General features: G+C 73.4%; 22 protein-coding genes. 9 read left to right on the top strand and 13 right to left on the bottom strand.

Annotated elements, in window-relative coordinates; all coding sequences use genetic code 11:
• Positions 1-42: 42 nt before the first annotated feature.
• Positions 43-1,203 carry a DUF5685 family protein gene (locus ACH41F_RS24290; RefSeq protein WP_398837494.1) on the bottom strand — a complete coding sequence of 387 codons (1,161 nt, stop codon included), beginning with the start codon at positions 1,201-1,203 and terminating at the stop codon, positions 43-45.
• 289 nt (positions 1,204-1,492) lie between these two features.
• Between ACH41F_RS24290 and ACH41F_RS24285 the strand changes: the two genes are divergently transcribed.
• Positions 1,493-1,933: a cell division protein SepF gene (locus ACH41F_RS24285; protein WP_391240554.1), complete on the top strand. Its 441-nt coding sequence runs from the start codon at positions 1,493-1,495 to the stop codon at positions 1,931-1,933.
• Positions 1,934-1,983: 50 nt separating this feature from the next.
• On the opposite strand, the gene ACH41F_RS24280 is transcribed toward ACH41F_RS24285, so the two are convergent.
• Positions 1,984-3,174 (bottom strand): acyl-CoA dehydrogenase family protein, encoded by a 1,191-nt coding sequence (locus tag ACH41F_RS24280; protein ID WP_398837492.1) that lies wholly within the window; start codon positions 3,172-3,174, stop codon positions 1,984-1,986.
• A gap of 101 nt (positions 3,175-3,275) precedes the next feature.
• Positions 3,276-4,871 (bottom strand): MFS transporter, encoded by a 1,596-nt coding sequence (locus tag ACH41F_RS24275; RefSeq protein ID WP_391240560.1) that lies wholly within the window; start codon positions 4,869-4,871, stop codon positions 3,276-3,278.
• Between the two features lie 261 nt (positions 4,872-5,132).
• Here ACH41F_RS24275 and ACH41F_RS24270 point away from each other — a divergent pair, with 261 nt between their 5' ends.
• Together ACH41F_RS24270 and ACH41F_RS24265 are read left to right on the top strand one after the other, a co-directional pair.
• A complete protein-coding gene (locus ACH41F_RS24270) occupies positions 5,133-6,476 on the top strand; it encodes a mannosyltransferase family protein (protein WP_398837491.1) in 1,344 nt (447 codons plus the stop codon).
• A gap of 238 nt (positions 6,477-6,714) precedes the next feature.
• On the top strand, positions 6,715-7,725 hold the full coding sequence (locus tag ACH41F_RS24265; RefSeq protein ID WP_391240565.1) for a phosphatase PAP2 family protein: 1,011 nt from the start codon (positions 6,715-6,717) through the stop codon (positions 7,723-7,725).
• 98 nt (positions 7,726-7,823) lie between these two features.
• On the opposite strand, the gene ACH41F_RS24260 is transcribed toward ACH41F_RS24265, so the two are convergent.
• Complete coding sequence (locus ACH41F_RS24260) at positions 7,824-8,039, bottom strand: I78 family peptidase inhibitor (RefSeq protein WP_391240568.1); 216 nt, start codon at positions 8,037-8,039, stop codon at positions 7,824-7,826.
• 395 nt (positions 8,040-8,434) lie between these two features.
• A complete protein-coding gene (locus ACH41F_RS24255; RefSeq protein ID WP_398837489.1) occupies positions 8,435-9,475 on the bottom strand; it encodes a helix-turn-helix transcriptional regulator in 1,041 nt (346 codons plus the stop codon).
• A 62-nt stretch (positions 9,476-9,537) separates the two neighbouring features.
• Here ACH41F_RS24255 and ACH41F_RS24250 point away from each other — a divergent pair, with 62 nt between their 5' ends.
• Positions 9,538-10,671 carry an epoxide hydrolase family protein gene (locus tag ACH41F_RS24250; RefSeq protein ID WP_398837487.1) on the top strand — a complete coding sequence of 378 codons (1,134 nt, stop codon included), beginning with the start codon at positions 9,538-9,540 and terminating at the stop codon, positions 10,669-10,671.
• 10 nt (positions 10,672-10,681) lie between these two features.
• On the opposite strand, the gene ACH41F_RS24245 is transcribed toward ACH41F_RS24250, so the two are convergent.
• Together ACH41F_RS24245 and ACH41F_RS24240 are read right to left on the bottom strand one after the other, a co-directional pair.
• Positions 10,682-11,974, bottom strand: coding sequence for an ABC transporter substrate-binding protein (locus ACH41F_RS24245; RefSeq protein WP_398837486.1), 1,293 nt, complete (start codon positions 11,972-11,974; stop codon positions 10,682-10,684).
• Positions 11,943-12,500, bottom strand: coding sequence for a hypothetical protein (locus ACH41F_RS24240; protein ID WP_391240580.1), 558 nt, complete (start codon positions 12,498-12,500; stop codon positions 11,943-11,945). Before ACH41F_RS24240 ends, ACH41F_RS24245 begins: the two co-directional genes overlap by 32 nt.
• Positions 12,501-12,621: 121 nt before the next feature.
• On the opposite strand from ACH41F_RS24240, the gene ACH41F_RS24235 reads away from it, so the two are divergent.
• Genes ACH41F_RS24235 through ACH41F_RS24225 form a run of 3 tightly spaced genes read left to right on the top strand, consistent with a single transcriptional unit; the run spans position 12,622 to position 16,624 of the window.
• Positions 12,622-13,092, top strand: coding sequence for a hypothetical protein (locus ACH41F_RS24235; protein WP_391240583.1), 471 nt, complete (start codon positions 12,622-12,624; stop codon positions 13,090-13,092).
• Positions 13,092-15,944, top strand: a complete 2,853-nt coding sequence (locus ACH41F_RS24230; RefSeq protein ID WP_398837485.1) for an ATP-binding cassette domain-containing protein — start codon at positions 13,092-13,094, stop codon at positions 15,942-15,944. Before ACH41F_RS24235 ends, ACH41F_RS24230 begins: the two co-directional genes overlap by 1 nt.
• Positions 15,941-16,624: an ATP-binding cassette domain-containing protein gene (locus ACH41F_RS24225; RefSeq protein ID WP_398837484.1), complete on the top strand. Its 684-nt coding sequence runs from the start codon at positions 15,941-15,943 to the stop codon at positions 16,622-16,624. Before ACH41F_RS24230 ends, ACH41F_RS24225 begins: the two co-directional genes overlap by 4 nt.
• On the opposite strand, the gene ACH41F_RS24220 is transcribed toward ACH41F_RS24225, so the two are convergent.
• Complete coding sequence (locus ACH41F_RS24220; protein ID WP_398837482.1) at positions 16,557-17,174, bottom strand: transglycosylase family protein; 618 nt, start codon at positions 17,172-17,174, stop codon at positions 16,557-16,559. The genes ACH41F_RS24225 and ACH41F_RS24220 overlap by 68 nt on opposite strands.
• 246 nt (positions 17,175-17,420) lie before the next feature.
• Between ACH41F_RS24220 and ACH41F_RS24215 the strand changes: the two genes are divergently transcribed.
• A complete protein-coding gene (locus ACH41F_RS24215; protein WP_391240596.1) occupies positions 17,421-18,203 on the top strand; it encodes a hypothetical protein in 783 nt (260 codons plus the stop codon).
• A gap of 133 nt (positions 18,204-18,336) precedes the next feature.
• Positions 18,337-18,735 carry a hypothetical protein gene (locus ACH41F_RS24210; RefSeq protein WP_391240599.1) on the top strand — a complete coding sequence of 133 codons (399 nt, stop codon included), beginning with the start codon at positions 18,337-18,339 and terminating at the stop codon, positions 18,733-18,735.
• Between the two features lie 64 nt (positions 18,736-18,799).
• Here the strand turns inward: ACH41F_RS24210 and der are convergent, their stop codons facing one another.
• From der to aroH, 5 genes are all read right to left on the bottom strand, one after another.
• A complete protein-coding gene (der, locus tag ACH41F_RS24205) occupies positions 18,800-20,275 on the bottom strand; it encodes a ribosome biogenesis GTPase Der (protein WP_391240602.1) in 1,476 nt (491 codons plus the stop codon).
• Positions 20,276-20,354: 79 nt separating this feature from the next.
• Entirely contained in the window at positions 20,355-20,942 is a 588-nt protein-coding gene (locus ACH41F_RS24200) for a lysophospholipid acyltransferase family protein (protein ID WP_398837707.1), read from the bottom strand.
• A 53-nt stretch (positions 20,943-20,995) separates the two neighbouring features.
• On the bottom strand, positions 20,996-21,682 hold the full coding sequence (gene cmk / locus ACH41F_RS24195) for a (d)CMP kinase (RefSeq protein ID WP_391240604.1): 687 nt from the start codon (positions 21,680-21,682) through the stop codon (positions 20,996-20,998).
• Between the two features lie 141 nt (positions 21,683-21,823).
• Entirely contained in the window at positions 21,824-22,909 is a 1,086-nt protein-coding gene (locus tag ACH41F_RS24190) for a prephenate dehydrogenase (protein WP_391240607.1), read from the bottom strand.
• Positions 22,906-23,268 (bottom strand): chorismate mutase, encoded by a 363-nt coding sequence (gene aroH, locus ACH41F_RS24185; RefSeq protein ID WP_391240610.1) that lies wholly within the window; start codon positions 23,266-23,268, stop codon positions 22,906-22,908. The genes ACH41F_RS24190 and aroH overlap by 4 nt, the downstream gene beginning before the upstream one ends.
• Between the last annotated feature and the right edge of the window lie 18 nt (positions 23,269-23,286).

The raw sequence follows: 23,286 nt of genomic DNA, 5'->3' as shown, positions 1-23,286 counted from the left end.
GCGACCCCGCGGCCCCCGAACAGCCGCGCCCCCACGGGCGGATCAGCAGTCGCACCCGCAGTCGCAGCAGTCGCACCCGTCACCGCAGCACGAGCAGCAGTCACAGCAATCGCAGCAGTCGCCGCAGTCGCTCTGGTTGCACAGCCCTTCCCTGCGCTGCCGGGTCCACGGGTCCTCGAACTCGCCGCAGCACATCTGGCACGTGCAGGCCAGGCCCAGCCACACCGCACACCCCGCGAGCAGCCCGCGCCGGTCCCGGCGGGGCGGCTCCGGGGGCGGCGGAAAGCCCGGACCGCCCGGGCCGGGAGGCGCGTAGGGGTGCGACAGCTCGCCGCCGTGTCCGCAGGAGGCGGTGCCGAAGGCCCGGTCCACGGACGTCCGCAGCTCGTGCACCAGCAGCACGTGCGCCAGCTTCGGGTCGCCGAACTCGGCCTCCCGCAGCGCGAGCCGGATCCCGTGCACGGCGTCGTCGGCGAGCCGCCGGGCCTCCGCCAGGGAGGTCCCCGTCGCGGTCAGCGGGTTCCACGCCCCCGCCGCGGCGTCGGACTCCTGGTCCTCCACGGCGTCCAGCAGATGCGCGAGCCGTCCGAACAGGCGCCCGGCCTCGGCGAGCGGCGCGGCGTTGTCCGGCCGCCCGGCGAGGATCGCGGTGTGCGCGAAGGCGGCGGCGGTGGCCGTCTCGGTGGGTTCGGTGACCGTCAGGATCGGGGTGCCGGGTCCGGCGAGCGTCTCGAGGCCGAGCTGCCGGTCCACGGCGTCCACGAGCACGGCGGTGTCGAACCCGACGGCGCGACCACCGCGGGCCCCCGCGGCACCCCAGCTCGATGCGACCCGGCGGGCCGCGAGCGCCACCGGCTTGCGGGCCAGCAGCCCGTCGCCGTCGGCGACATGGTCGCGGACCTTGGCGGAGGCGAGCACCAGCGAGACGGCGGCCGACAGACGCGCGCCCTCGCCGTCCGCGACGGAGGCGGTGCGCATCCCGCGCAACGGGCACGGGCCCGCCGTACGCCGTCCGCCCCCGTCCCGCGGGGCCTGAGCCTCCGTCAGAACCGATATGAGCAGGCCGTCATAGTTGGTGACGATCCGCGCGAATTGCCCGTGGTCCTTGCGCAGCGCGAGACACAGCCCGCACAAATGCGCCATCCACTGGGTCTTGAGACTTTCCCCGAGCCGATGCCGGCAGGGCCTGACGATTCCGAACATGACGATCCCCCGTGGTCAGTACGACGTTGAGCGGCGGCATCGTATCGGTCCGCCGTTCACCCGTACGCCCCGACCGTCACCCATACGCCGTGAAGAATCATATTTCACTCACAGTCAGCAGCCGTTCGGGAAACGGCCCTTGTGAAACGCGGGCTCTCGACGTATGCGCTGTGCACCAGTACCGTCACAAACCCCCCGCGCGGCGTCTATCCACATGGCGCGTCATCCGCATCATGGATGACGATAGGGATACGTAAAGAGAGAAAGACCGCTGTGAGAGGAGGCGTCCATGGGATCGGTGCGCAAGGCGAGTGCCTGGCTGGGCCTCGTTGACGACAACGATGACGAGCGTTACTACGACGACGACGGCTACTCCGAAGGAACCGAGCCCGGGGATGCCTGGGTCACCGACCCGCGGGTCAAGGTGGCCTCGGACGTCGCCGAGGAGAAGGGCCGTCGCATCGGCACGGTCACCCCCGACAGCTTCCGGGACGCGCGCGCCATCGGCGAGCTCTTCCGGGACGGGGTCCCCGTCATCATGAACCTGACCGCGATGGAGGCGACCGACGCCAAGCGCGTCGTCGACTTCGCAGCCGGCCTGATCTTCGGCCTGCGCGGTTCCATCGAGCGCGTGTCCACACGCGTCTTCCTGCTGACCCCCGCCCACACCGAGATCGTGAACGGCGCACCCGCCGCGCACCGCACGGACGGCTTCTTCAACCAGAGCTGAGGCAGGGCCGCTCACCGGCCCTGCCCCCGCGCAGGGTTCACCGAGAGGCTTTACCGGAACGCGTCGAGTCCGGTGAGCGCCTTGCCCAGGACCAGTTGATGCATCTCGACGGTGCCCTCGTAGGTGAGCACCGACTCGAGATTCGTCGCGTGCCGCATGACGGGGTACTCCAGGGAGATCCCGTTGGCACCGAGGATGGTGCGCGAGGTCCGGCAGATCTCGATCGCCTCCCGTACGTTGTTCAGCTTGCCGAAGCTGACCTGCTCCGGACGCAGCCGCCCGGCGTCCATCCGCCGCCCGAGGTGGTGGGCGAGCAGGATCCCCTTGTGCAGTTCGACCGCCATGTCGGCGAGCTTGGCCTGGGTGAGCTGGAAGCCGCCGATGGGCCGCCCGAACTGCTCCCGGGACTTCGCGTAGTCCACGGCCGCCTCCAGACAGGACCGCGCCGCCCCCATCGCCCCCCAGACGATCCCGTACCGGGCGTGCGACAGACAGCTCAGCGGACCCTTGAGCCCGACGACCTCCGGCAGCACCGCGTCCGCCGGCAACCGCACGTCGTCCAGGACGAGTTCGCTCGTCACCGAGGCACGCAGCGACCACTTGTGCTTGATCTCCGGTGCCGAGAACCCGGCCGCGTCGGTCGGTACGACGAACCCGCGGATGCCGTCGTCGGTCTGCGCCCACACCACGGCGACCCCGGCGACGGACCCGTTGGTGATCCACATCTTGCGCCCATTGAGGACCCAGTCGGTGCCGTCCTTCTTGGCGTACGTCCGCATGGAGGCGGGGTCGGACCCGTGGTCGGGCTCGGTCAGCCCGAAGCACCCGATGACCTCACCGGCCGCCATGCGCGGCAGCCAGTTCTGCTTCTGCTCCTCGGAGCCGAAGCGGTGGATGGCGTACATGGCGAGGGAGCCCTGCACGGAGACGAGGGACCGGATCCCGGAGTCGGCGGCCTCCAGCTCCAGACAGGCGAGCCCGTACTGCACGGCGCTGGCCCCGGCGCACCCGTATCCGTCGAGCGACATCCCGAGCGCCCCGATCGCGCCGAGCTCCCGGGCGAGTTCCCGGATGCCGGGCAGCTCGCCGCTCTCGTACCACTCGGCGACGTACGGCAGGACCCGGTCGGCCGCCCAGGACCGCACGGTGTCCCGGACGGCGAGGTCCTCCGGGTCCAGCAGGTCGTCGATGCCGAGCGGATCGGCCGGATCGAACGGGGGCAGCTTCGCGGACGCGGACATGGGGCACCCTCCGGCAACTGAAAACTAGCAGCGCTAGTCACGACTCTCCGGCCGACGTTACGGGTGCAGTGTCGCGCACGTCCAGTACCCCGGGCGCCGGCTCAGGCGGAGACCCGGGACTCCGCGACTTCCCGGGGCGCGGGCACCTCGACCGTCATCGGCTCGCAGCTCATGGCCCGCGGCAGCCGCAGCGCCATCACCGCGCCGAGCAGCAGCAGACCCGCGCTGACCAGCAGCGTCACATGCAGACCGTGCACGAAGCAGTCCCGCGCGGTGCGGCGCAGGGTCTCCCCGGCCGAACCGCCGAGCCGCGCCGCGACCTCGTAGGCCTCGCCCAGGGAGTGCCCCGCCCGGGCCGAGTCGGCGGCCGGGACGCCCTGCACCGAGGAGAGTCCGGGGGCGTACGCCGCGTTCATCACGCTGCCGAGGAGCGCGATGCCGATCCCGGCGCCGAGTTGGTAGGAGGTCTCGCCGATCGCCGCGGCCCCGCCCGCCTGCTCCGGCGGTGCCTCGCTGAGCATCGACTCGTAGGCCCCGAAGAGCGTGGTCTCCAGACCGAAGCCCAGCAGGACGAAGCCGAGGAGCAGCAGGGGCGTGTTGTCCTCACCGCCCATCGCCATCAGGGTCAGCACGGCGACCGCTGTCAGGAGGAAGCCGCAGCAGACCATCCGGCGCGGGCCGAACCGCCGCAGCAACCGCGCACCGGCGAGCCCGGAGGCCATGGCCGCGATGGTCAGCGGCAGCAGCCGCAGTCCCGTCTCCAGCGGGGACAGGCCCAGCACCAGCTGGAGGTACTGCGCCGCGATCAGCTCCAGGCCCACCAGCGCGAGCATCGCCAGCACGATGCAGCCGACGGAGGTGCTGAAGGCCGGGCGGGAGAACATCCGCAGGTCGACGAGGGGATGCGTGCGACGTCGCTGCCGCCGGACGAAAAGGACCAGCAGGGCGGCGCCGACCAGCAGCGGCAGCGCCGTGATCCCGTCGAGCTCGCCGCTGCCGAGCCGCTTCACACCGAGGACCAGGCCGAACAGGCCCGCAGCGGCCGTCAGCGCGCCGACCACGTCCCACGGGCCCTCGCCCGTGCCCTTCGACTCGGGCAGCAGCAGCCGGCCCACCGGCAGGCTGACCAGCATCAACGGGATGTTGACGAGGAAGACCGAGCCCCACCAGAAGTGCTCCAGGAGGAACCCGCCGAGCAGCGGGCCGACGGCCGCACCGACCGCGGCGACCGCGCTCCAGATGCCGATGGCGAGGGCGCGCTCACGCCGGTCGGGGAAGACCTGGCGAAGGATCGAGAGCGTGGCGGGCATGATCATCGCGCCGCCGACGCCGAGCAGGGCGCGGGCCACGATCAGCACCTGGGCACTGTCGGCGAGGGCGGCCATGCCGGAGGCGACGCCGAACAGGGCGTAGCCGAGCAGGAGGATCCGTCTGCGGCCGACGCGGTCGCCGAGCGTGCCGAAGAGGATCAGCAGCGAGGCGCAGACGAGGGGATAGACGTCGACGATCCAGAGCAGTTCCACCGCGCCGGGCGTGAGGTCCTCGGTGACGGCGGGCACCGCCACGTGCAGCACGGTCGCGTCGACCGCGACCAGCAGCAGGCTCACACAGAGGACGACGAGGACGACCCAGCGGTCGGCACCGGCCCCGGCCGCCCGACGGCGCAGCGCGGCGGCGGCCGTGGAAGTCCCGGACATGTACGTACCTCCCAGATGTTCCCTCGCGTTCGGCGGGCACACGGGGTGGGGACTCCCCGTGATCTCGGCCGGAGGAGCGGTGGACTCCGGCCCGCGCAACGAAGGCGAGTGACACGTCAGCGTACGCGAGTTCGCGCGTCGGCCAAGTGGTGGACCTCTCACACTCCGCGGAGAACACGTGTGGCGTACGCCACTGCCGTCCCGCACCGCACCTGCCGTGGAGGAGCCGTGCGGTCCGGCGTGCCGTCGATAATCGGACCCGTGACCGATCTTGAGACGCGCGCCGCGCCGCGGGAGAGCGCCCTGCGGCGCGCCGCCCCGGCCCTCCTCGGGTACGCGGCCGTCCGCGCGCTCGGCCTGCTCGCCCTCGCCCTGTGGAGCGCGGCACGCGACAAGAGCGCGTACACGCTGCTGACGGCCCGCTGGGACTCCCTCTGGTACACGAGGGTGGCCGAGCTGGGATACGGCTACGAGGTGCGCCTGCCCAACGGGGACGTCCACTCCAACCTGGCCTTCTTCCCGCTGCTGCCGTGGCTGGAGCGGGGTCTGGCGGCCGTCTCCCCGCTGTCGGCCGCCGACGCCGGCTTCGTCGTCAGCCTGCTGGCCTCGCTCGCGGCGGCCTGGGGCGTCTTCGCGGTCGCGGACCATGTGTACGGCCGCAGGGCCGGGGTCTGCGCGGCCCTGGTCTGGGCGGTGCTGCCGGTCGGGATCGTGCAGTCGATGGCGTACAGCGAGTCGCTGTTCACCGCCCTCGCCGCGTGGGCGCTGTACGCGGTGCTGACGGGCCGCTGGGTGCTCGCGGGCACCCTGGCGTCCTTGGCCGGCCTGACCCGGCCGGTGGGGCTCGCGGTGGTGGCGGCGGTGTGGGCGGTGGGGATCGTGGCGTTCCGGCGGGAGCGGGCGGCTGCGGCCACTCCCTCGCCGGGGCCGGAGCGCACCGGCGCGAGCGCTCCCTCGTCCGGGCGGGAGCGAAGCGCGGCGCGGGCGGACGGCGCGAGCGCCGGGGAACGCGCCCCGGCACCGGCGATCGCGGCGCGGGACGGGCGCACCACGCCGGCGGACGGCGCGCACATCCCGACGGGCGCCCCGCTGTCCGACGGCGGACGCCCCCTCGCGCGCGCCCTCGGCATGCTCCTCGCGCCCCTCGGCGCCGCCGCGTACGTCCTCTGGGTCGGCCACCGCACCGGCAAGGGCCCCCTCGGCTATCTCGACGTCCAGGCCGGCTGGCGCAACGGCTTCGACGGCGGGTACGCCTTCGCGCGGTTCGTCGGCGAGAAGTTCGCCTCCTTCCCCTCCGCCCTCGCCGGCGTGGGCCTGATCATCGGGGTCGGGCTCGTCGTGTGGCTGTACGTCGTCGGCGTACGGCAGCGCCAGCCACTGCCGCTGGTGGTGTACGCGGGGGTCGTCACCGCGCTCGCCCTGTGCGCGTCGAGCTACTTCGGGTCGAAGCCGCGCCTGCTGCTGCCCGCCTTCCCCCTCCTGTTCCCCCTGGCCCTGGCCCTGGCGCGGCTGCGCACGTCCCGGGCGGTTCTGGTGGTGGGCGGTGTCGCCGTCGCGTCGGCCGTCTACGGGGCGTTCTGGCTGAACGGCTCCGGCCCGCCATGATCACCTCGCGGGCTCCGGTGAGCGCCCGGATAATTCCGCCCCATCATCCGGTGAACGAATTCATAAGCGGCCATAAACCGGAACCCGGAATGATCAAAGGAATTGAAGGGGAGCGTCGGCCCGGATAGTGGATTCCTCGGAAATAAACCTCTCCCTGAGAGGAATCCCACATCACATCGTCATCACAAAGCCGTGGATTCGCCGGGCATCCCACCTCACTCGCTGTAACGTCGATTGGGTGCGTACCGAACGAAACCTCACCCGTCTGGACCGGGTGTTCACCAGGCTGGACCGCGAGCCGGAACGACCGGCTCACCTCGACATGCCGACGATGTCCCGGCACCGCATCGCGCTGATCGCCGGGGGCCTCGCCTCCTATCTGGCGATCGTGTGGCTCGTGGTCGACACCTCGTGGCTGGTCCGCCTGGACTGGCAGGTCATGTTCTTCCGGCCGTACCAGCAGTGGGCGGAGATCCACTGGTTCGTCGACTACTACGTGGTGCTCGGCCAGCGCGGCCCGACCGCGGTGATGGTCGCGTCCTGGCTGGGCTGGCGCTCCTGGCGGCAGCACACCCTGCGCCCGCTGCTCACGCTGGGGGCCTCACTGCTGCTGCTGAACATCACCGTCGGCGCCGCCAAGCTCGGCATGGGCCGGCTCGGCCCGCACTACGCGACCACCATCGGCTCGAACGAGATGGGTCTGGGCGGCGATATATTTCCCAGCGGCCACACCGCGAACGCGGTGGTGACCTGGGGCATCCTGGCCTATCTGGCCTCCACCCCGAGAGCCCGCAGATGGCTGTCCGCCGTCTCCGCCGTGACCTCCCTCGGGGTCGGCCTCGCCACCGTCTACCTCGGTACGCACTGGCTGAGCGACGTGCTCCTCGGCTGGGTCGCGGGGCTGCTGATCCTGCTGGCACTGCCGTGGTGCGAGCCGCTGATCGCCCGCGCCGAGACCGCCGTCTTCGATCTGCGCGACCGCTGGCGGGCCCGCCGGGCGGCTCCCGCGACGGTCCAGCCCGTCGAGGTCCCGGTGTCGCTCAAGCCGCGCTCCCCCGCCTCCCAGAGCGAGCCCGCGGCCCGCTCGCCCCGGACGCCCGCCTATCTGGCCCCGGGCCCGCACTCGTCCCGCTCGGAGCGCACCCCGGTCACGCCGGTCGGCAGCCGCCGCCCGCCGCACCCCCACCCCCACCCCGAGCGCGGCACCCGCGGTACGACCTCGGCGGCCCGCCCCCTGACAGGCGGCTAGCCGGCGGACAGCGGGGACGGTACGCACACACCCACCCCGCAGCGACGGCCCCGGTTCCTCTCCAGGAACCGGGGCCGTCGTCGTCGCGGCGACCGGGGTCAGCCCTTCCAGGCCCGGGCCACGTGGCCGTCCTTGACCTCGAAGTTCAGCCGGCCCGCGCGGTACTCCATGGTGATGATCGCCCCCGGCGGCAGCGAGCGCACGCTCGACCAGCCCTTGTCACGGGCGAGCTGCTCGGCCCGGTCGGCGTCCAGGCCGACGTACGCGTCCGGGTTGTCGTGGGGTTCGGCGGGTGGTGTCGGTATGGGTGCCATACCGACACGCTAGGCCCTGTCCGCGGGGCGGGGCCAGGAATCAGGACACGGTGGGTCACTGATCCCCCTCCGGTCACGCTTCTGTCACAGGATGCCGACAGCCGTTTCCACCGAACTCCGTCACACGTACGGGCGGTTCCCCCGGCCTTCCAGCCGCCCTCGCACGTAATTCCCGTATGCCGGATCCGCTCTCGGAATAACGGCATGGAAAGGGCCGGGGGACATGCCGTCGGAGCTTTTCCATTCCCGCCCGAAGGGGGTGCGCGGGGGCTGACATCTCGCAGGAAAAGCACGGGTCGGACACAGAATCACCGCACTCCCCCGTCGCGACGATCCCCCGGGCCGCGGCCGTTCCCCGGAGCGGGCAACCGCTTGCCCGCCGCCCTGGTACGCCGTCACGGCGCCGCCCCGGATGCGCTCGTCGCCCCCGGGGTCCGACCCGCGCCCTCCCGCACACGCGGCCGGGATTCCGCGGCCCGCGCCAGGGAGCGGGCGAGCCGGTCATGGGCCGTCCTGATCGCCTCGATCAGCTCGGCGGGCTCCAGCACCTCGAACTCGAAGCCCGTCATCATCACGTGGATCACCATCACGTCGAGGCTCGCGGCCCCGGTGCGCAGCACGCAGGCGTCCGGGCCGTCGGGCTCCAGCTGTCCGGCGCTCGGTGAGATCTTCTCAGCCGCCTCCTCGATCGGCACCAGCAGCCGCACGACGGCCTGCGCGGCGTACGCGCGCGTGGAGACGCCCCGGGAGACGAACGCGGCGAGGTCCTCCGCGGGCGGCGTGCGGGGCGTGAAGCGGGGGCCGTGCGGCGGTCTGGGGGTGATGCGGTCGACCCGGAAGGTCCGCCAGTCGTCGCGGTCGAGGTCCCAGGCGACCAGGTACCAGCGGCGCTCGGTGCACACCAGGCGGTGCGGCTCGACGCTGCGGCGGGTGGGCTCGCCGTGATGGCTGCGGTACTCGAAGCGCAGGCGCTCGGCGTCCCGGCAGAGATGGGCGAGCTCGGTCAGCACGGCCGGGTCCACGGGGGAGGCCTGAGGGCCGCGCAGCATCGGCACGGTGAAGGCGGTGAGGGCGCCCACCCGGCGGCGCAGCCGGCTCGGCAGGACCTGCTCCAGCTTGGCGAGGGCCCGTACGGAGGTCTCGCCGATGCCCTCGATGCCCTGACCGGCGGCGGTACGCAGTCCGACGGCCACGGCGACCGCCTCGTCGTCGTCCAGCAGCAGTGGCGGCAGCTCGGCGCCCGCGCCCAGCTGATAGCCGCCGCCGGTGCCGGGGCTGGCGTTGACGGGATAACCCAGCTCGCGCAGCCGGTCCACGTCCCGGCGCACGGTGCGCGGGGTGACGCCGAGGCGTTCGGCGAGGTCGGCGCCGGACCAGTCGCGGTGGGCCTGGAGCAGCGAGAGCAGGCGCAGGAGTCGTGCCGAGGTCTCCAACATGACCCCGAGTCTGGCAGGACTTGCGGACAGTCGCTGTCCGCAAGGGTTCCTACCGTGGATCCATGGCAGACGACAGCGTGCGCGACTACCGGATCGACATCGCCCAGAGCAGCCTGGACGACCTCCACACCCGCCTGGACCTGACCCGCTGGCCGGACGAACTCCCGGACACGGGCTGGGAGTACGGCGCCTCCCTGCCCTACCTGCGCGACCTGGCGTCCTACTGGCGCGGCGGCTACGACTGGCGCGCGCAGGAGGCCGCCCTGAACGAGATCCCGCAGTACATCACCGAGATCGACGGCGCCCAGGTCCACTTCCTGCACATCCGCTCGACGGCGCCGGACGCCCTGCCGCTGATCCTGACCCACGGCTGGCCGGGCTCGGTGGTGGAGTTCCTCGGCGTGATCGACCGGCTCACCGACGCCTTCCACCTGGTGATCCCGTCCATCCCGGGCTTCGGCTTCTCCGGACCCACCCGCGAGAAGGGCTGGAACGTCAACCGGGTCGCCCGCGCCTGGGCCGAGCTGATGCGCAGGCTCGGCTACGAGCGGTACGGCGCGCAGGGCGGCGACCTGGGCGCGCTGATCTCGCCCGCGCTCGCCCGCGTCGCCCCCGAGGCCGTCGTGGGCGTCCATGTGAACGCCGCCTCGGTCGGCTTCATCCCGCTCGGCCCGGTGAGCGAGGAGGAGCGGGCGGGGCTCACCGACCGGGAGGTGCGCAGCCTGGCGAGCATCGCCGAGTTCACCACCGACGGCTTCGGCTACAACGTCCTTCAGTCCACCCGCCCGCAGACCCTCTCCTACGGCCTCACCGACTCCCCCGTCGGCCAACTGGCGTGGATCATGGAGAAGTTCCAGGCGTGGACGCACTCCTCGGCCGCGCTGCCGGAGGACGCGATCGACCGGGACACGCTGCTCACCAACGTGATGCTGTACTGGCTGACGGGCACGGCCGGTTCGGCGGCGCGCATGTACTACGAGAACAGCCATGTGCCGGACTGGTTCCCGACGACCGGCTCCGGGGTGCCGACCGCGGTGGCGAACTTCGGCGAGGACGTGGCGATCCGCCGCTGGGCGGAACGGGCCAACACCCTGGTCCGTTGGACGGAGTTCGACCGTGGCGGCCATTTCGCCGCCCTGGAGGTCCCGGAGCTGCTGGCCGGCGACGTCCGGGAGTTCTTCGGTCCGCTGCGCTGAACCGGGCCGCTCAGTAGGGCAGTTGCGGCACGTCGAAGCAGGTGCTGTCCATGTCGCCCTGCGAGACCCAGCCCGTGCCGTCCCGCCACCGGGCCACCGACAGACACGTCCTGCGGGTCGTCGGTGGCTCGGCCAGCCGCTCGAACCGGACGGGGAGCAGCAGGCCGTCCGCGGTGTAGTCCTCGCCGCGGTTCAGGAAGTCGTCCACGCACGCGCGGGTGACGCCGCTCTCCGTCCTCGCGCAGTGCTCGGCGGCCCGTGTGAACCACATCGCGGCCGCCCACCCCTCCAGTTGCCACTGCGAGTGGGTCTCCAGCCCCTCGGTCGCGTCCCGGAACGCCCGGACGGCCGCGTGGCCGGTGTCCTGGTGGTTGCGGCTGGACCCGGTGGCCCACAGGGCGTTGCGGCAGGCCGGGGAGTCCTTGTAGACCTCGGGGACGGCGGAGCTCCAGTTCTGCACATGGGTGACCTTGGCGGTGACCCGGACGCCGACGTCGTCCATCGCCTCGCACAGGCGGGCGTTGCCGTGCGCGTCGATGGCGTCGAAGACCAGGTCCACGCCCCGCTCCTTCAGGTCGGCGGCCACGGCACGGAAGTTGGGCAGCGCGAAGTCGACCTGTTCACCGACCACCTGGTACCCCTCGGCCTCCAGACCCCGCTCGACGAGCCGGGCGTAGGCGGCCGAGGCGGCCTGGTTGTACGAGACGACGGCGGCGGTACGCGCCCCGTGCTCGCGCTTGAAGTACCGGTAGACCTCGGTGCCGCCGTACTGCCTGCCGTCCCAGCCCTTGGTGCCGTCGCGGGGCGCGAGACTGCCGTAGATGCCGTACAGGTGCGGATAGGTGTCGTAGGCGGCCCCGATGGGCTGGCCGCCGATGTCGGGCACGCGCGCGCGGGAGACCCGGGAGGCGCCCGCGTAGTCGAGGGCGGTGGTGGCGACCAGGGCCACCACCTCGTCCTCGTCGATCAGTTGGTGCACACAGGTGTGGTTGCCGACGCCGCTGCCCCCGTCGTCGCACTCGCGGACCTCCACCCGGCGCCCGTCGATGCCGCCGCGCGCGTTGAGCCGGTCGAACCAGGCCTTCGCCCCGTCGCGGGGGTCGACGAAGGTGTCGCCGCCGACGGGGCTGGTGGCGCTGGTGACGATGCCGACGCGGATCGGGCCGGCGTCACGCGCGGGTGCCGGGCGCTCCGCGTGCTCGAAGTCGCTCTCCGGCAGCCGGCTGCCGCAGGCCGCGCTCAGGGCGAGCAGCAGCACCGCGGCGACGGCCTCAGCAGCCCGGCAGGGCCGACGCCGACGCATTGCCGCTCAGCTGGACCAGGGCGCACAGCGTGCTGACGGACACCTTCCAGGTGCCGTCCTGCTCGACGGCCGTCCCCTTGGTGTCCGGCAGGGCGGTGGCACCGTTCAGGAGCAGCGTGTACGTCACGGTCGCCTTGGTCGCCGAGCCGAACTCCACCCCGCTGACCTCGGTGTCCACCTGTCCGCCGCGCTTGTCGCCGCTGAAGGCCGCCAGGACCGGCCCCATCTCGTCGCCGTTCTCCAGGACGGCCTGCTTCTGCTCGGTGGAGGTCCTGGGGTCGAAGAACCTCTCCCAGTTCTCCGTGACCTCCTTCTCGGCCGCCGCCCGGTCGGCGGGACCACCGGCCGACGCGCTCGTGCGGGGCGCGCTGCTCGTCGTCTCCGGGGTCGGCGTCACGGACGGGCTCTCGTTCCCGCCGCTGTCGTCACCGCATGCCGTGAGGGCCGCGGCGAGGACGAACACCACCGCCGCCGGCCCTCGGCCGCGCTTGCCCCATGTGCTTGTGCGGTCGCTCCCGAGAACCATCTGGCTCACCACCGGGTGTCGGTCCGGGCCGCGTGCGCCCGGTGCTTTCAGGGTCGGCTTCCAGAAGGCATAGTGCAAAAGATTGGCCGGCATGGACAGGCACGCGACATGGGGGAACCAGATGCGGACAGCCCGAGTGCGGACCGTGCACCCCGTCCTGTGGGCCGGCTGGGCCGCGCTCGCCGCGGGCGCGGTGCTGTGCGTCATCGGCTGGTACGGCGTCTCCGGCGAGCGGTACGCCGAGCGGCAGCTGCCCTACCTGGCCTCCTGCACGGTCCCCGGCGCCGCGCTGATCATCGCCGGCGCGGTGCTGCTCACCCACGGCCGGGGCGCCCTGGCCGCCGCGCGCGTGGAGGAGCTGTACGGCCTGCTGGTGGCCACCGAGCCCGAGGACGACTCCGCGCGTCCCGTCACCGCTCCCCTGGCCGTCAGCGGCGACCTGCTGATGGTGCCGGGCGGCACCCTGTGGCACCGCGCGGACTGCCCGCTGGTCTCCGGGAAGGCCGAGGCCGTACCGGTGGACGCCCAGCTGCGGGCGAGCGGTGACCTGGGCCCGTGCCCCATCTGTGAGCCCGCCGGGGACACGGACTGATGTCCTCGCTCACCTACGACCTCACGCTCGCCGGCCTCTCGGTGGGCAGCGCGGCCGCCCTCACCGGAATCGGCCTGATCGTGACGTACCGCGCGACCGGTGTCGTGAACTTCGCGCACGGGGCGATCGCCATGGTGTGCGCGTACGCGCTGCGCGCCTGCGTGGTGGAGTGGGGCTGGCCGCTGTGGGCGGGGGCGACGTTGACGCTGCTGGTCCTGGCGCCGGGTCTCGGGGTGGCGCTGGAGCGCTTCGTCTTCCGGCCGACGGCGGTCCTGGGCGGCGACCCGGCGCAGACCCTGGTCGCGTCGATCGGCGTGTTCGTGCTGCTGGTGGGCGGTGCGGCGCTGGTGTGGGGGCAGGGCGCGCGGGACGACGCGCCGGAGGTGCTGCGGGCGGATCCGTGGGGGCAACTGGCCGTCGTGCTGATCCTCTCCGCGGCCGTCGGGGCGGTGGTCCGCTGGACGCGCTTCGGGAGGGAGCTGCGGGCGGTGGTCGACGACCGGCAGCTGGCCGTGCTGGGCGGCATCGACGCGGACCGGGTGGCCGCGGCGGGCTGGGCGTTCGGCTCGTTCACGGCGGGCCTGACGGGCGTCCTGCTGGCGCCCCACGTCCGCCTCGACCCGTACGGCCTGCCGCTGCTGGTGATGGAGGTCGTGGCGGTGGCGGTGGCGGCCCGGATGCGCAGTCTGCCGGTCGCCGTGGTCGTCGCGCTGGGCATCGGGGTGGCGCAGAGCCAGCTCACGCGGCTGCATCCGGCGGGCTGGAGCGAACCGCTGCTCCGGGCGGTCGGGGCGAACCTGTTCGTGGTGGCGCTGCTGGTCGCGGCGCTCGTCCTGCCCCGCATCGGCACCCGGGACGCCCTGCCGCGCACGGCCACCGCGCGGGTGCCGACCCCGCCGGGCGCGTGGATCGTGGCGGGGGTGCTGTTCCTGCTCCCGCTCGGCTTCGCGGGCCCGGACCTCCAGACGTCGGTGCAGGTGCCCGCGCTGGGGGTGGTGCTGCTGTCGCTGGTGGTGGTCACGGGCCGGGGCGGCCAGATCTCCCTGGGGCAGGCGGCGTACGCGGGTCTCGGTGCCCTGTTCACGGCCCTGCTGGCGGCCGGCCGCTTCCCCGGACTTCCCCGGCTGCCCGAACTGGCCGCGCTGGCGCTGGCGGTCGTGCTGGTGGCGCCCCTGGGCCTGCTGACGGGCTGGCCGGCGATCAGCCGCCGGGGGCTGGCTCTGGCCCTGGCCACCTTCGCGGTGGGCGTCGGGGTGAGCCGCTTCGTCTTCGCCCAGCCGTACGCCACCGCGGGTCTGTCGCTGGGCCGCCCGGCGGGCTTCGACGGCGACCGCGCCTACTACGCCCTGGAGCTGGCGCTGCTGGCGGCGGCCCTGCTGGCGACCCGCCTGCTCCGCACCGGCCGCACGGGCCGCGCGCTGGCGGCGATGCGCGACCACGAGGCGGGCGCGTCGGCGGCGGGCGTGCGGGTGCCGTCCCTGAAACTCCTGGCGTTCGTCGCGGGTGCCGCGCTGGCCGCCCTCGGCGGCGGCATGCTCGGCATGGGCCTGCGCGCCTTCGACCCCGGCGCCTACGACCCCGTCCGCGGCCTGCTGTGGTTCGCCGCGGTGGTGGTCCTGGGCGCCGACAGCACCCTGGGCGCGCTCCTGGCGGCGGCCCTGCTGGTCGGCCTGGACGCGGGGGCGCGGGGCGGGGTGGCGGCGGCTCTGATCGGCGTGCTGGCGGTCCTGGCGGGCCGGTTCCCGGGTGGCCCGTACGAGGCGCTACGGGCGGTGGCGGTGCGGCTGCGACCGCGGCAGGCGGTGCGGCCGACACCGCTCGGGGCGGCGGCGCGGGCGAGGCTGCGGCCGGTGCGGGCGCGGTCGCCGCGGGTGGTGCGGCCGACGCCGCTCGGGCAGGCGGCGTGGGCGACGCTGCGATCGGTGCGGCTGCGACCCCCGCGGGCGGTGCGGGCCACGCCGCTCAGGCAGGCGGTACGGGCGAGACTGCGGCCGGTGCAACCGCGGCCGCCGCGGGTGGTGCGGCCGACGCCGCTCGGGCAGGCGGCGTGGGCGACGTTGCGATCGGTGCGGCTGCAACCCCGGCGGCCCGTGCAGTCCCGGCCGCCGCGGGTCCCGGCGTCGCCGGTGACCGGCGCCGCGCGCCCGGCGGGGCCACCGGACCGCACGCTCAGGGCGCGCGGTCTGAAGGCCCGCTACGACGGTTTCACCGCTCTGGACGACGTCGACCTCGACGTCCCGCCCGGCCGCGTCACCGCGATCGTCGGCCCCAACGGCGCGGGCAAGAGCACCCTCTTCCACTGTCTGGCCGGCACCCTGACCCCCGCCGGCGGCAGGATCCTCCTCGGCACTCGGGACATCACCGCCCTCCCCGCGCACGCCCGCACCCGTCTCGGGGTCGCCCGCACCTTCCAACAGCTGGCGGTCTTCCCGTCGTTGACCGTGGCGGACAACGTGCGCGTGGGCGCCGAGCAGGGCCGCGCCCCCGACCCGGCGGCCGTCGAGCGGGTCCTGCGGCTGCTCGCCCTGGACGGCCCGGTCCGGGACCTCCCCGCCGCCGGCCTGCCCACCGGCACCCTGCGCCGCACCGAACTCGCCCGAGCCCTCGCCGGCGGCCCGCGCGTGCTCCTCCTCGACGAACCCGCCGCCGGTCTGGACACCGCCGAGGTCGCCGCGCTGGCCCGGGTCCTGAAGGCCCTGGCCGCCGACGGCACGGCCCTGCTCGTCGTGGAGCACGACCTCGACCTGGTGGCCGACCTCGCCCACGTCGTGCACGTCATGACGGCGGGCCGCATCGTCGCCTCGGGACCCCCCGGCCACGTCCTCGACACCCTGCGGGCGGCCACCCCATGACGACGACCACCCTCGCGCTCCGCCACGCGCGCGTGCGCTACGGCCCCCTGGAGGCCCTGCACGGCGTCACCCTCGCCGCCCCGGGCCCTGGACTGACCGTCCTGCTGGGCCGCAACGGCAGCGGCCGTACGACGGTCCTGCGCGCCCTCGCCGGCACCGTGCCGCTCTCCGGCGGCGCCGTGGTCTGGGACGGCACCGACGTGACCCGGCTGCCCACCCACGAGCGGGCCCGGCGCGGCCTGTGCCTGGTCCCCGAGCGGCGGGCGGTGTTCGGCTCGCTCACGGTGCGCGAGAACCTGATGCTGGCCTCCCCGTCGTACGACGCGGCCCTCGACGCCTATCCCCGGCTCGCCGCGTTGCTCGGGCGCCGCGCGGGCACCCTCTCGGGCGGGGAGCAGCGCATGCTCGCGCTCTCCCGCGCCCTGCTGGCCCGCGCGCGCGTGGTGCTCGTCGACGAGCCCGCGCAGGGCATGTCCCCGGCGGTCGCGGCCCGCACCTACGAGGTGCTGAGCGGCCTCGACGCGTGCGTGGTCGTCGCCGAGCAGCGGCTGCCGCCCGCACTCCACGGGCGGCCCGCGCTGGTGTACGAACTGCGCCGCGGCACGGTGGTGTTCAGCGGACAGGCGGCCGAACTGGCCCCGCCGGCAGGGGCGGACCGAACACGGCCGGGCGCCGGGTAGTGCTCCTGGCGGCCTTCGGGAGCACCAGGAGCGTGCCCGGGTTCAGCCGGTCCGGAGAGGGGCCGATCATGTCCTCGTTGGCCTGGTGGAGCGCCTGCCGGCCGCCCTTGACGCGGTACTTGCGGGCGATCGCGTCGAGGGTGTCCCCGGCTCGCACCGTGTGCATACGGCCCTTGAGCCCGTACCGCTTCGAGCAGACCGGCCAGGCCTCCCAGCCCTGCACGGCCAGCACCTCCTGGGCGACGGCGATCTGCTGCTCCCGGGTGGCGAGATCCGCGCGCGGGGCGTGCTTCAGCCCGCCGAACGACTCCCAGGTGGGCTGCCAGAACTGGAGGCCGCCGTAGAAGCCGTTGCCGGTGTTGACGTCCCAGCGCCCGCTGCTCTCGCAGAACGCGACACACGACCAGGGCCAGCCGTCGCGGGCGCAGTCGTAGGACACGGGCGCGGGGTTCGGACCGGGGGCCGGGGGTGGTGGGGCCGCGTGGGCCGGGGCGGGCGCTGCGGCCAGCAGGCAGGCGGCGAGGAGGAGTTCGAGCGGCTTGCGGTGCATCGGCCCATGCTGGGCGGGGTGTCGCGCGGGGCCGTCGAGGCGCGGCCGGAGTCCCGGGGGCCCCACTCGGTCGGCGGACCGGACGGGGCGGGTGCCGTGCCCGGGAGGGGTGTCGAGGTGCCGGTCACCGTCGCTCGGGTGGTTCGATTCCGTTCGCCCAAGAGCGTGACTCCCGCCACAGATCCGCCGTTGTCTTCTGCATGAGCCCGGGACCCACCCGGGCACCGCTTCCCGAGGGAGTCACCCGTGCCGCGCATGCTCGACGTCAGCGACGAGGTCCGCGCCGAGATCGGCGACGATGAGGCCGACCGGCTGCTCGCCGGTGAGAACGCCCCCGGCAGTTACGACTGCACGTCCTGCCGCACCCCGGGCGACTCCGAGGCGGAGCGCACCAGCACCGTCCTGTTCATCGGCGACGAGACCGCCGTCCTCGCCTTCGCCCACGCCACCTGTCTGCCCTCGCAGGTCGTCCAGGTGACCGAGGAGCAGCTTCAGGGCGCCGTGCGGTCCATCAGCGGCGACAGCGTCGACCTGGAGGCCGACAAGGTCGTGCCCGAGCAGGCGGTGCTCGGCGTCACCAGCGGTCTCGTGCTGATCGCCGGGGAGTTGCACCCGGCGCTCGTGGTCGAACCGACCGGACCCATCGTGCGCCCCGGTGCGACGGGGGCGGGCGACGACTTCCTGCCGCTGCTGATCGAGCAGGGGTTCATGCCGATCCCGCAGCTGACCGAGGTGCCGCCGGTGCTGCACGGCTGGTCGGTGCTGCTGGCGGTGGGCCAGCTGCACGCGGTGCTCCAGCCGAACGCGGCGGGCGGCCAGCCGGTCGCGTGGTGGCAGGCGCACCAGCCGCTCCAGGTCACCGAGAGCTGGCGGGCGGCGGCGAACAAGCACCAGCAGGTGCTGATGTTCGCGGCGCCGGCGGGCTCGATCGGGCGTCAGCCGCGGGAGGACCTGCTGCGGGGCGCGATCGACAAGGCCGCGGCGAACGGGCAGCTGGTCGCCGCGGCGATGCCGCTCGCCGGGACCTGAGGGCGCCGGACGCGAGAAAGCCGCGTCCCGTCGGCGGGTGCCGGTGGTGCGCGGCTCGTCGCGCGGTCCCCCGCGCCCCCAACGGGCGCCCCCCGGACCGCATCTCAGGAGGCCTGGGGTCGTTTGGACATACGTGCACACCTACGACGTTCCCCGCCGCCAGTCCTACCAACCGATCCCGCCCGCGCGGTCGGTTCCGGACCCGCTGTGCGGCCCATCGGTCACGCCGATCTACGACGCGCTCTACGCCGAGTACGTCAAGTCGTTCCGCTCGCTGCCGGGTGACCGCAGCGGCGAGGAGGAGCTGGGGTTCACCGCCTTCGGGTGCCTCTCCCAGGGGTCCGACTCCTACGGCGGGCACCGGCCGGGATCGTTCAGCAGCTCCTACAGCGCCTACAGCGCGGGGGCGCACAGCGCCCGGGCCGGACAGCAGCAGTCGCAGTGGCAGCGCGTCGGGCAGATCGGGCAGCACGGCACGATGGTGCAGCACGTACCGACCGGGCTGCCGCCGGGCCAGCGCCGCGGCTTCTGAGCCGGTCGCGAAGACGCCGGAGGGGCGGTCCCGATTCGGGGCCGCCCCTTCGGCGTCGCTGCGTCTACTTCTTCTTGCCGCGCTTCTCGCGCACACGCACCGAGATGTGGATCGGGGTGCCGTCGAAGCCGAACTCCTCACGCAGCCGGCGCTCGATGAAGCGCCGGTAGCCCGCCTCGATGAAGCCGGAGGCGAAAAGCACGAACCGCGGCGGCTTGGTGCCGGCCTGGGTGCCGAAGAGGATGCGGGGCTGCTTGCCGCCGCGGACCGGGTGCGGGTGGGCGGCGACCAGCTCGCCGAGGAAGGCGTTCAGGCGGCCCGTCGGGACCCGGGTCTCCCAGCCGGCCAGCGCCGTCTCGATCGCCGGGACCAGCTTCTCCATGTGCCGTCCGGTGCGCGCCGAGACGTTGACCCGGGGCGCCCAGGCGACCTGGGCGAGCTCGGTCTCGATCTCCCGCTCCAGGTAGTAGCGGCGCTCCTCGTCGAGGGAGTCCCACTTGTTGTAGGCGATGACGATCGCGCGGCCCGCGTCCACCGCCATGGTGACGATGCGCTGGTCCTGCACCGAGATGGACTCGGAGGCGTCGATCAGGATGACCGCGACCTCGGCCTTCTCGACGGCGGCGGCGGTGCGCAGCGAGGCATAGTAGTCGGCGCCCTGCTGGAGGTGGACGCGCTTGCGGATGCCCGCCGTGTCGACGAACTTCCAGGTGACGCCGCCGAGTTCGATGAGCTCGTCGACCGGGTCACGGGTGGTGCCCGCGAGTTCGTTGACGACGACGCGCTCCTCGCCCGCCACCTTGTTCAGGAGGGAGGACTTGCCGACGTTCGGGCGGCCGATGAGCGCGATGCGGCGCGGACCGCCGACAGCGGTGCCGAAGCTCTGCTCGGGCGCCTCCGGCAGGGCCTCCAGGACGGCGTCCAGCATGTCGCCGGTGCCGCGGCCGTGCAGCGAGGAGACCGGGTGCGGCTCGCCGATGCCGAGGGACCACAGGGCGGTGGCGTCGGCCTCGCCGCTCTGGCCGTCGACCTTGTTGGCGCAGAGCACCACGGGCTTGTTGGCCTTGCGGAGCAGCCGGACGACGGCCTCGTCGGTGTCGGTGACGCCGACCTTGGCGTCGACGACGAAGACGACCGCGTCGGCGGCCTCGATCGCGTACTCGGCCTGCGCGGCCACGGAGGCGTCGATGCCGAGGACGTCCTGCTCCCAGCCACCGGTGTCGACGACCTTGAAGCGGCGGCCCGCCCACTCGGCCTCGTAGGTCACGCGGTCGCGTGTGACGCCGGGCTTGTCCTCGACGACGGCCTCGCGGCGGCCGATGATGCGGTTCACCAGAGTCGACTTGCCGACGTTCGGGCGGCCGACGACGGCGAGCACGGGCAGCGGCCCGTGACCGGCCTCCTCCAGCGCGCCCTCGACGTCCTCGACGTCGAAGCCCTCTTCCGCGGCGAGCTCCATGAACTCCGCGTACTCGGCATCGCCAAGCGCTCCGTGGTCGTGCTGCTCGCCCGAGCCGTCGGAGTGGATGTGGTCGTTCATGAAGTCCGTACCTCGTCGTTCATCGTGGTGATCGGTGGACCTCCCGGTTTCTCCGGATTGATCCACTACTTAGTGTCGCTCAGCGCCCGGTCAGGCGCCTGGCGTTTTCCAGGTGCGCGGTGAGCTGCTTCTGGATGCGCTCGGTCGCCTCGTCGAGCGCCTTGCGCGTACGGCGCCCGCTGCCGTCGCCCGCCTCGAACGGGTCACCGAAGACCACGTCGACACGGCTGCGCAACGGAGGCAGCGCCTTTATCAACCGGCCGGGCCGGTCGGAACTTCCCAGCACGGCGACCGGGACGATCGGGGCGCCGCTGCGGACGGCGAAGTACGCGAGCCCGGCGCGCAGCGCGGCGAAGTCGCCCTCGCCCCGGGTGCCTTCCGGGAAGATCCCGAGGACCCCGCCGGCCGAGAGCACGTCCAGGGCCTGGGTGATGGCCGTGCGGTCGGTGCCCGACCGGTCGACCTTGACCTGTCCGATGGCCAGCAGGAACGGGTCGAGGGGGCCGACGAAGGCTTCCTTCTTGATCAGGAAGTGCGTCGGCCGGGGCGCCACGCCCATGACCATCGGGCCGTCGATGGCGTGGGAGTGGTTGACGGCATAGATCACCGGGCCGGTCGCGGGCACCTTCCAGGCGCCCAGCACGCGCGGCTTCCACAGCCCGTACATCAGGCCGACGCCGATGCGCCGGCCGACCTCGGCACCCCGCAGGGAAGGTGATGTCACTTACCGGCCCGCTTCTCCTCGACGAGGGTGACGACGCACTCGATGACCTGCGCGAGCGTGAGCTCGGTGGTGTCCACCTCGACCGCGTCGTCCGCCTTGGCGAGCGGCGAGGTCTTCCGGGAGGAGTCGGCCGCGTCCCGCTTGACCAGCGCCTCGCGGGTGGCGTTGACGTCGGCGCCGTTGAGCTCACCGCTGCGCCGGGCGGCGCGCGCCTCGGGGGAGGCGGTGAGGAAGATCTTGAGGTCGGCGTCGGGCAGCACGGTCGTACCGATGTCACGGCCCTCGACGACGATGCCGGTCACCGCGGAGGCCGCGATCGAGCGCTGGAGCTCGGTGATCCTGGCCCGCACCTCCGGCACCGCGCTCACGGCGCTGACCTTGGAGGTGACCTCCTGGGTGCGGATCGGCCCGGCGACGTCGGTGCCGTCGACGGTGATCGTCGGGTCGGTCGGGTCCGTGCCGGAGACGATCTCGGCCTTGCCGGCCACCGCGGCGATCGCGGAGGGGTCCTCGATGTCGATCCCGTTGGTCACCATCCACCACGTGATCGCCCGGTACTGGGCGCCGGTGTCCAGGTAGCTCAGACCGAGCTGCGCCGCGACGGCCTTCGACGTGCTCGACTTGCCGGTGCCGGAGGGACCGTCGATGGCGACGATCACGGGCTGGGCGGCGCCGTTTTCCACGGGAGGACACCTTCCTGGTGCGGTGCGGTGGGGTGTGCGGGGCGCGATGGGGCCCCGCACAAGGGTACTGGCTCGCCAGAGGCCTCCTGACGGGGGCGGACGGCCCCGCTCCGCGTCACCGGAGGGCAGCCCGGCGCCGTGTCACTGGCGGATGGCCCAGCCCCGCTCCCTGAGCGCCGCCGTCAGTACGGGCGCCGCCTGCGGTTCCACCATCAGCTGCACCAGACCCGCCTGCTGCCCGGTGGCGTGCTCGATCCGGACGTCCTCGATGTTGACCCCGGCCCGTCCCGCGTCCGCGAAGATGCGGGCCAGCTGACCGGGCTGGTCGTCGATGAGGACCGACACGACCTCGTACGCGCGCGGAGCCGAGCCGTGCTTGCCGGGGACCCGCACCTGGCCGGCGTTCCCGCGCCGCAGCACGTCCTCGATGCCCACCGCTCCCTCGCCGCGCTTGGCCTCGTCGGAGGACTGGAGGGCACGCAGGGCCTGCACCGTCTCCTCCAGGTCGGCGGCGACGTCGGTGAGCAGGTCGGCGACCGGCCCGGGGTTCGCGGAGAGAATGTCGATCCACATCCGGGGGTCGGAGGCGGCGATCCGGGTCACGTCGCGGATGCCCTGGCCGCACAGGCGTACCGCGGCCTCCTCGGCGTTCTCCAGCCGCGCGGCGACCATGCTGGACACCAGGTGGGGCATGTGGGAGACCAGCGCGACCGCGCGGTCGTGGGCGTCGGCGTCCATCACCACCGGGACCGCCCGGCAGTGCGAGACCAGTTCCAGGGCGAGGTTCAGCACCTCGGTGTCGGTGTCCCGGGTCGGCGTCAGCACCCAGGGGCGGCCCTCGAAGAGGTCGCCGGTCGCGGCCAGCGGCCCCGACTTCTCGCGCCCCGACATGGGGTGCGTGCCGATGTAGGAGGCGAGGTCGAGGCCGAGCGCCTCCAGCTCCCGGCGCGGGCCGCCCTTGACGCTGGCCACGTCGATGTACCCGCGGGCGGCGCCCCGGCGCATGGCGTCGGCGAGCACGGCGGCCACATGGGCGGGCGGGGCGGCGACGATCGCGAGGTCCACGGGTGCATCGGGCGCCTCGTCGGTGCCGGCGCCGAGCGCGGCGGCGGTGCGGGCCTGCTCGGGGTCGTGGTCGGCGAGGTGCACCTGGACGCCGCGGCTTACCAGCGCCAGCGCGGCGGACGTGCCGATGAGGCCGGTGCCGATGACGAGTGCGGTTCTCACTGGGCGATGTCCTTGCGCAGAGCGCCGGCGGCACCCAGGTAGACGTGGTTGATCTCGGTGCGGGGCCGGTCGGACTCGATGTGCGCGAGGATCCGCACGACCCGGGGCATGGCGCCCTCGATGTCGAGTTCCTGGGCGCAGATCAGCGGGACGTCGACGATGCCGAGCTTGCGGGCGGCGGCCGCCGGGAAGTCGCTGTGCAGGTCCGGTGTGGCCGTGAACCAGATGCTGATCAGGTCGTCCGTGGTGAGCTCGTTCCGCTCCAGGACGGCGGTGAGCAGGGCCCCGACCTGCTCGTCCATGTGACCGGCTTCGTCCCGTTCGAGCTGGACGGCGCCCCGGACCGCTCGTACCGCCACGGCGATGCTCCTTGCTGA

Source organism: Streptomyces sp. NPDC020489, assembly GCF_044386545.1.
GTDB lineage: Bacteria > Actinomycetota > Actinomycetes > Streptomycetales > Streptomycetaceae > Streptomyces.
This window is presented reverse-complemented; position numbering and strand designations above follow the sequence as displayed.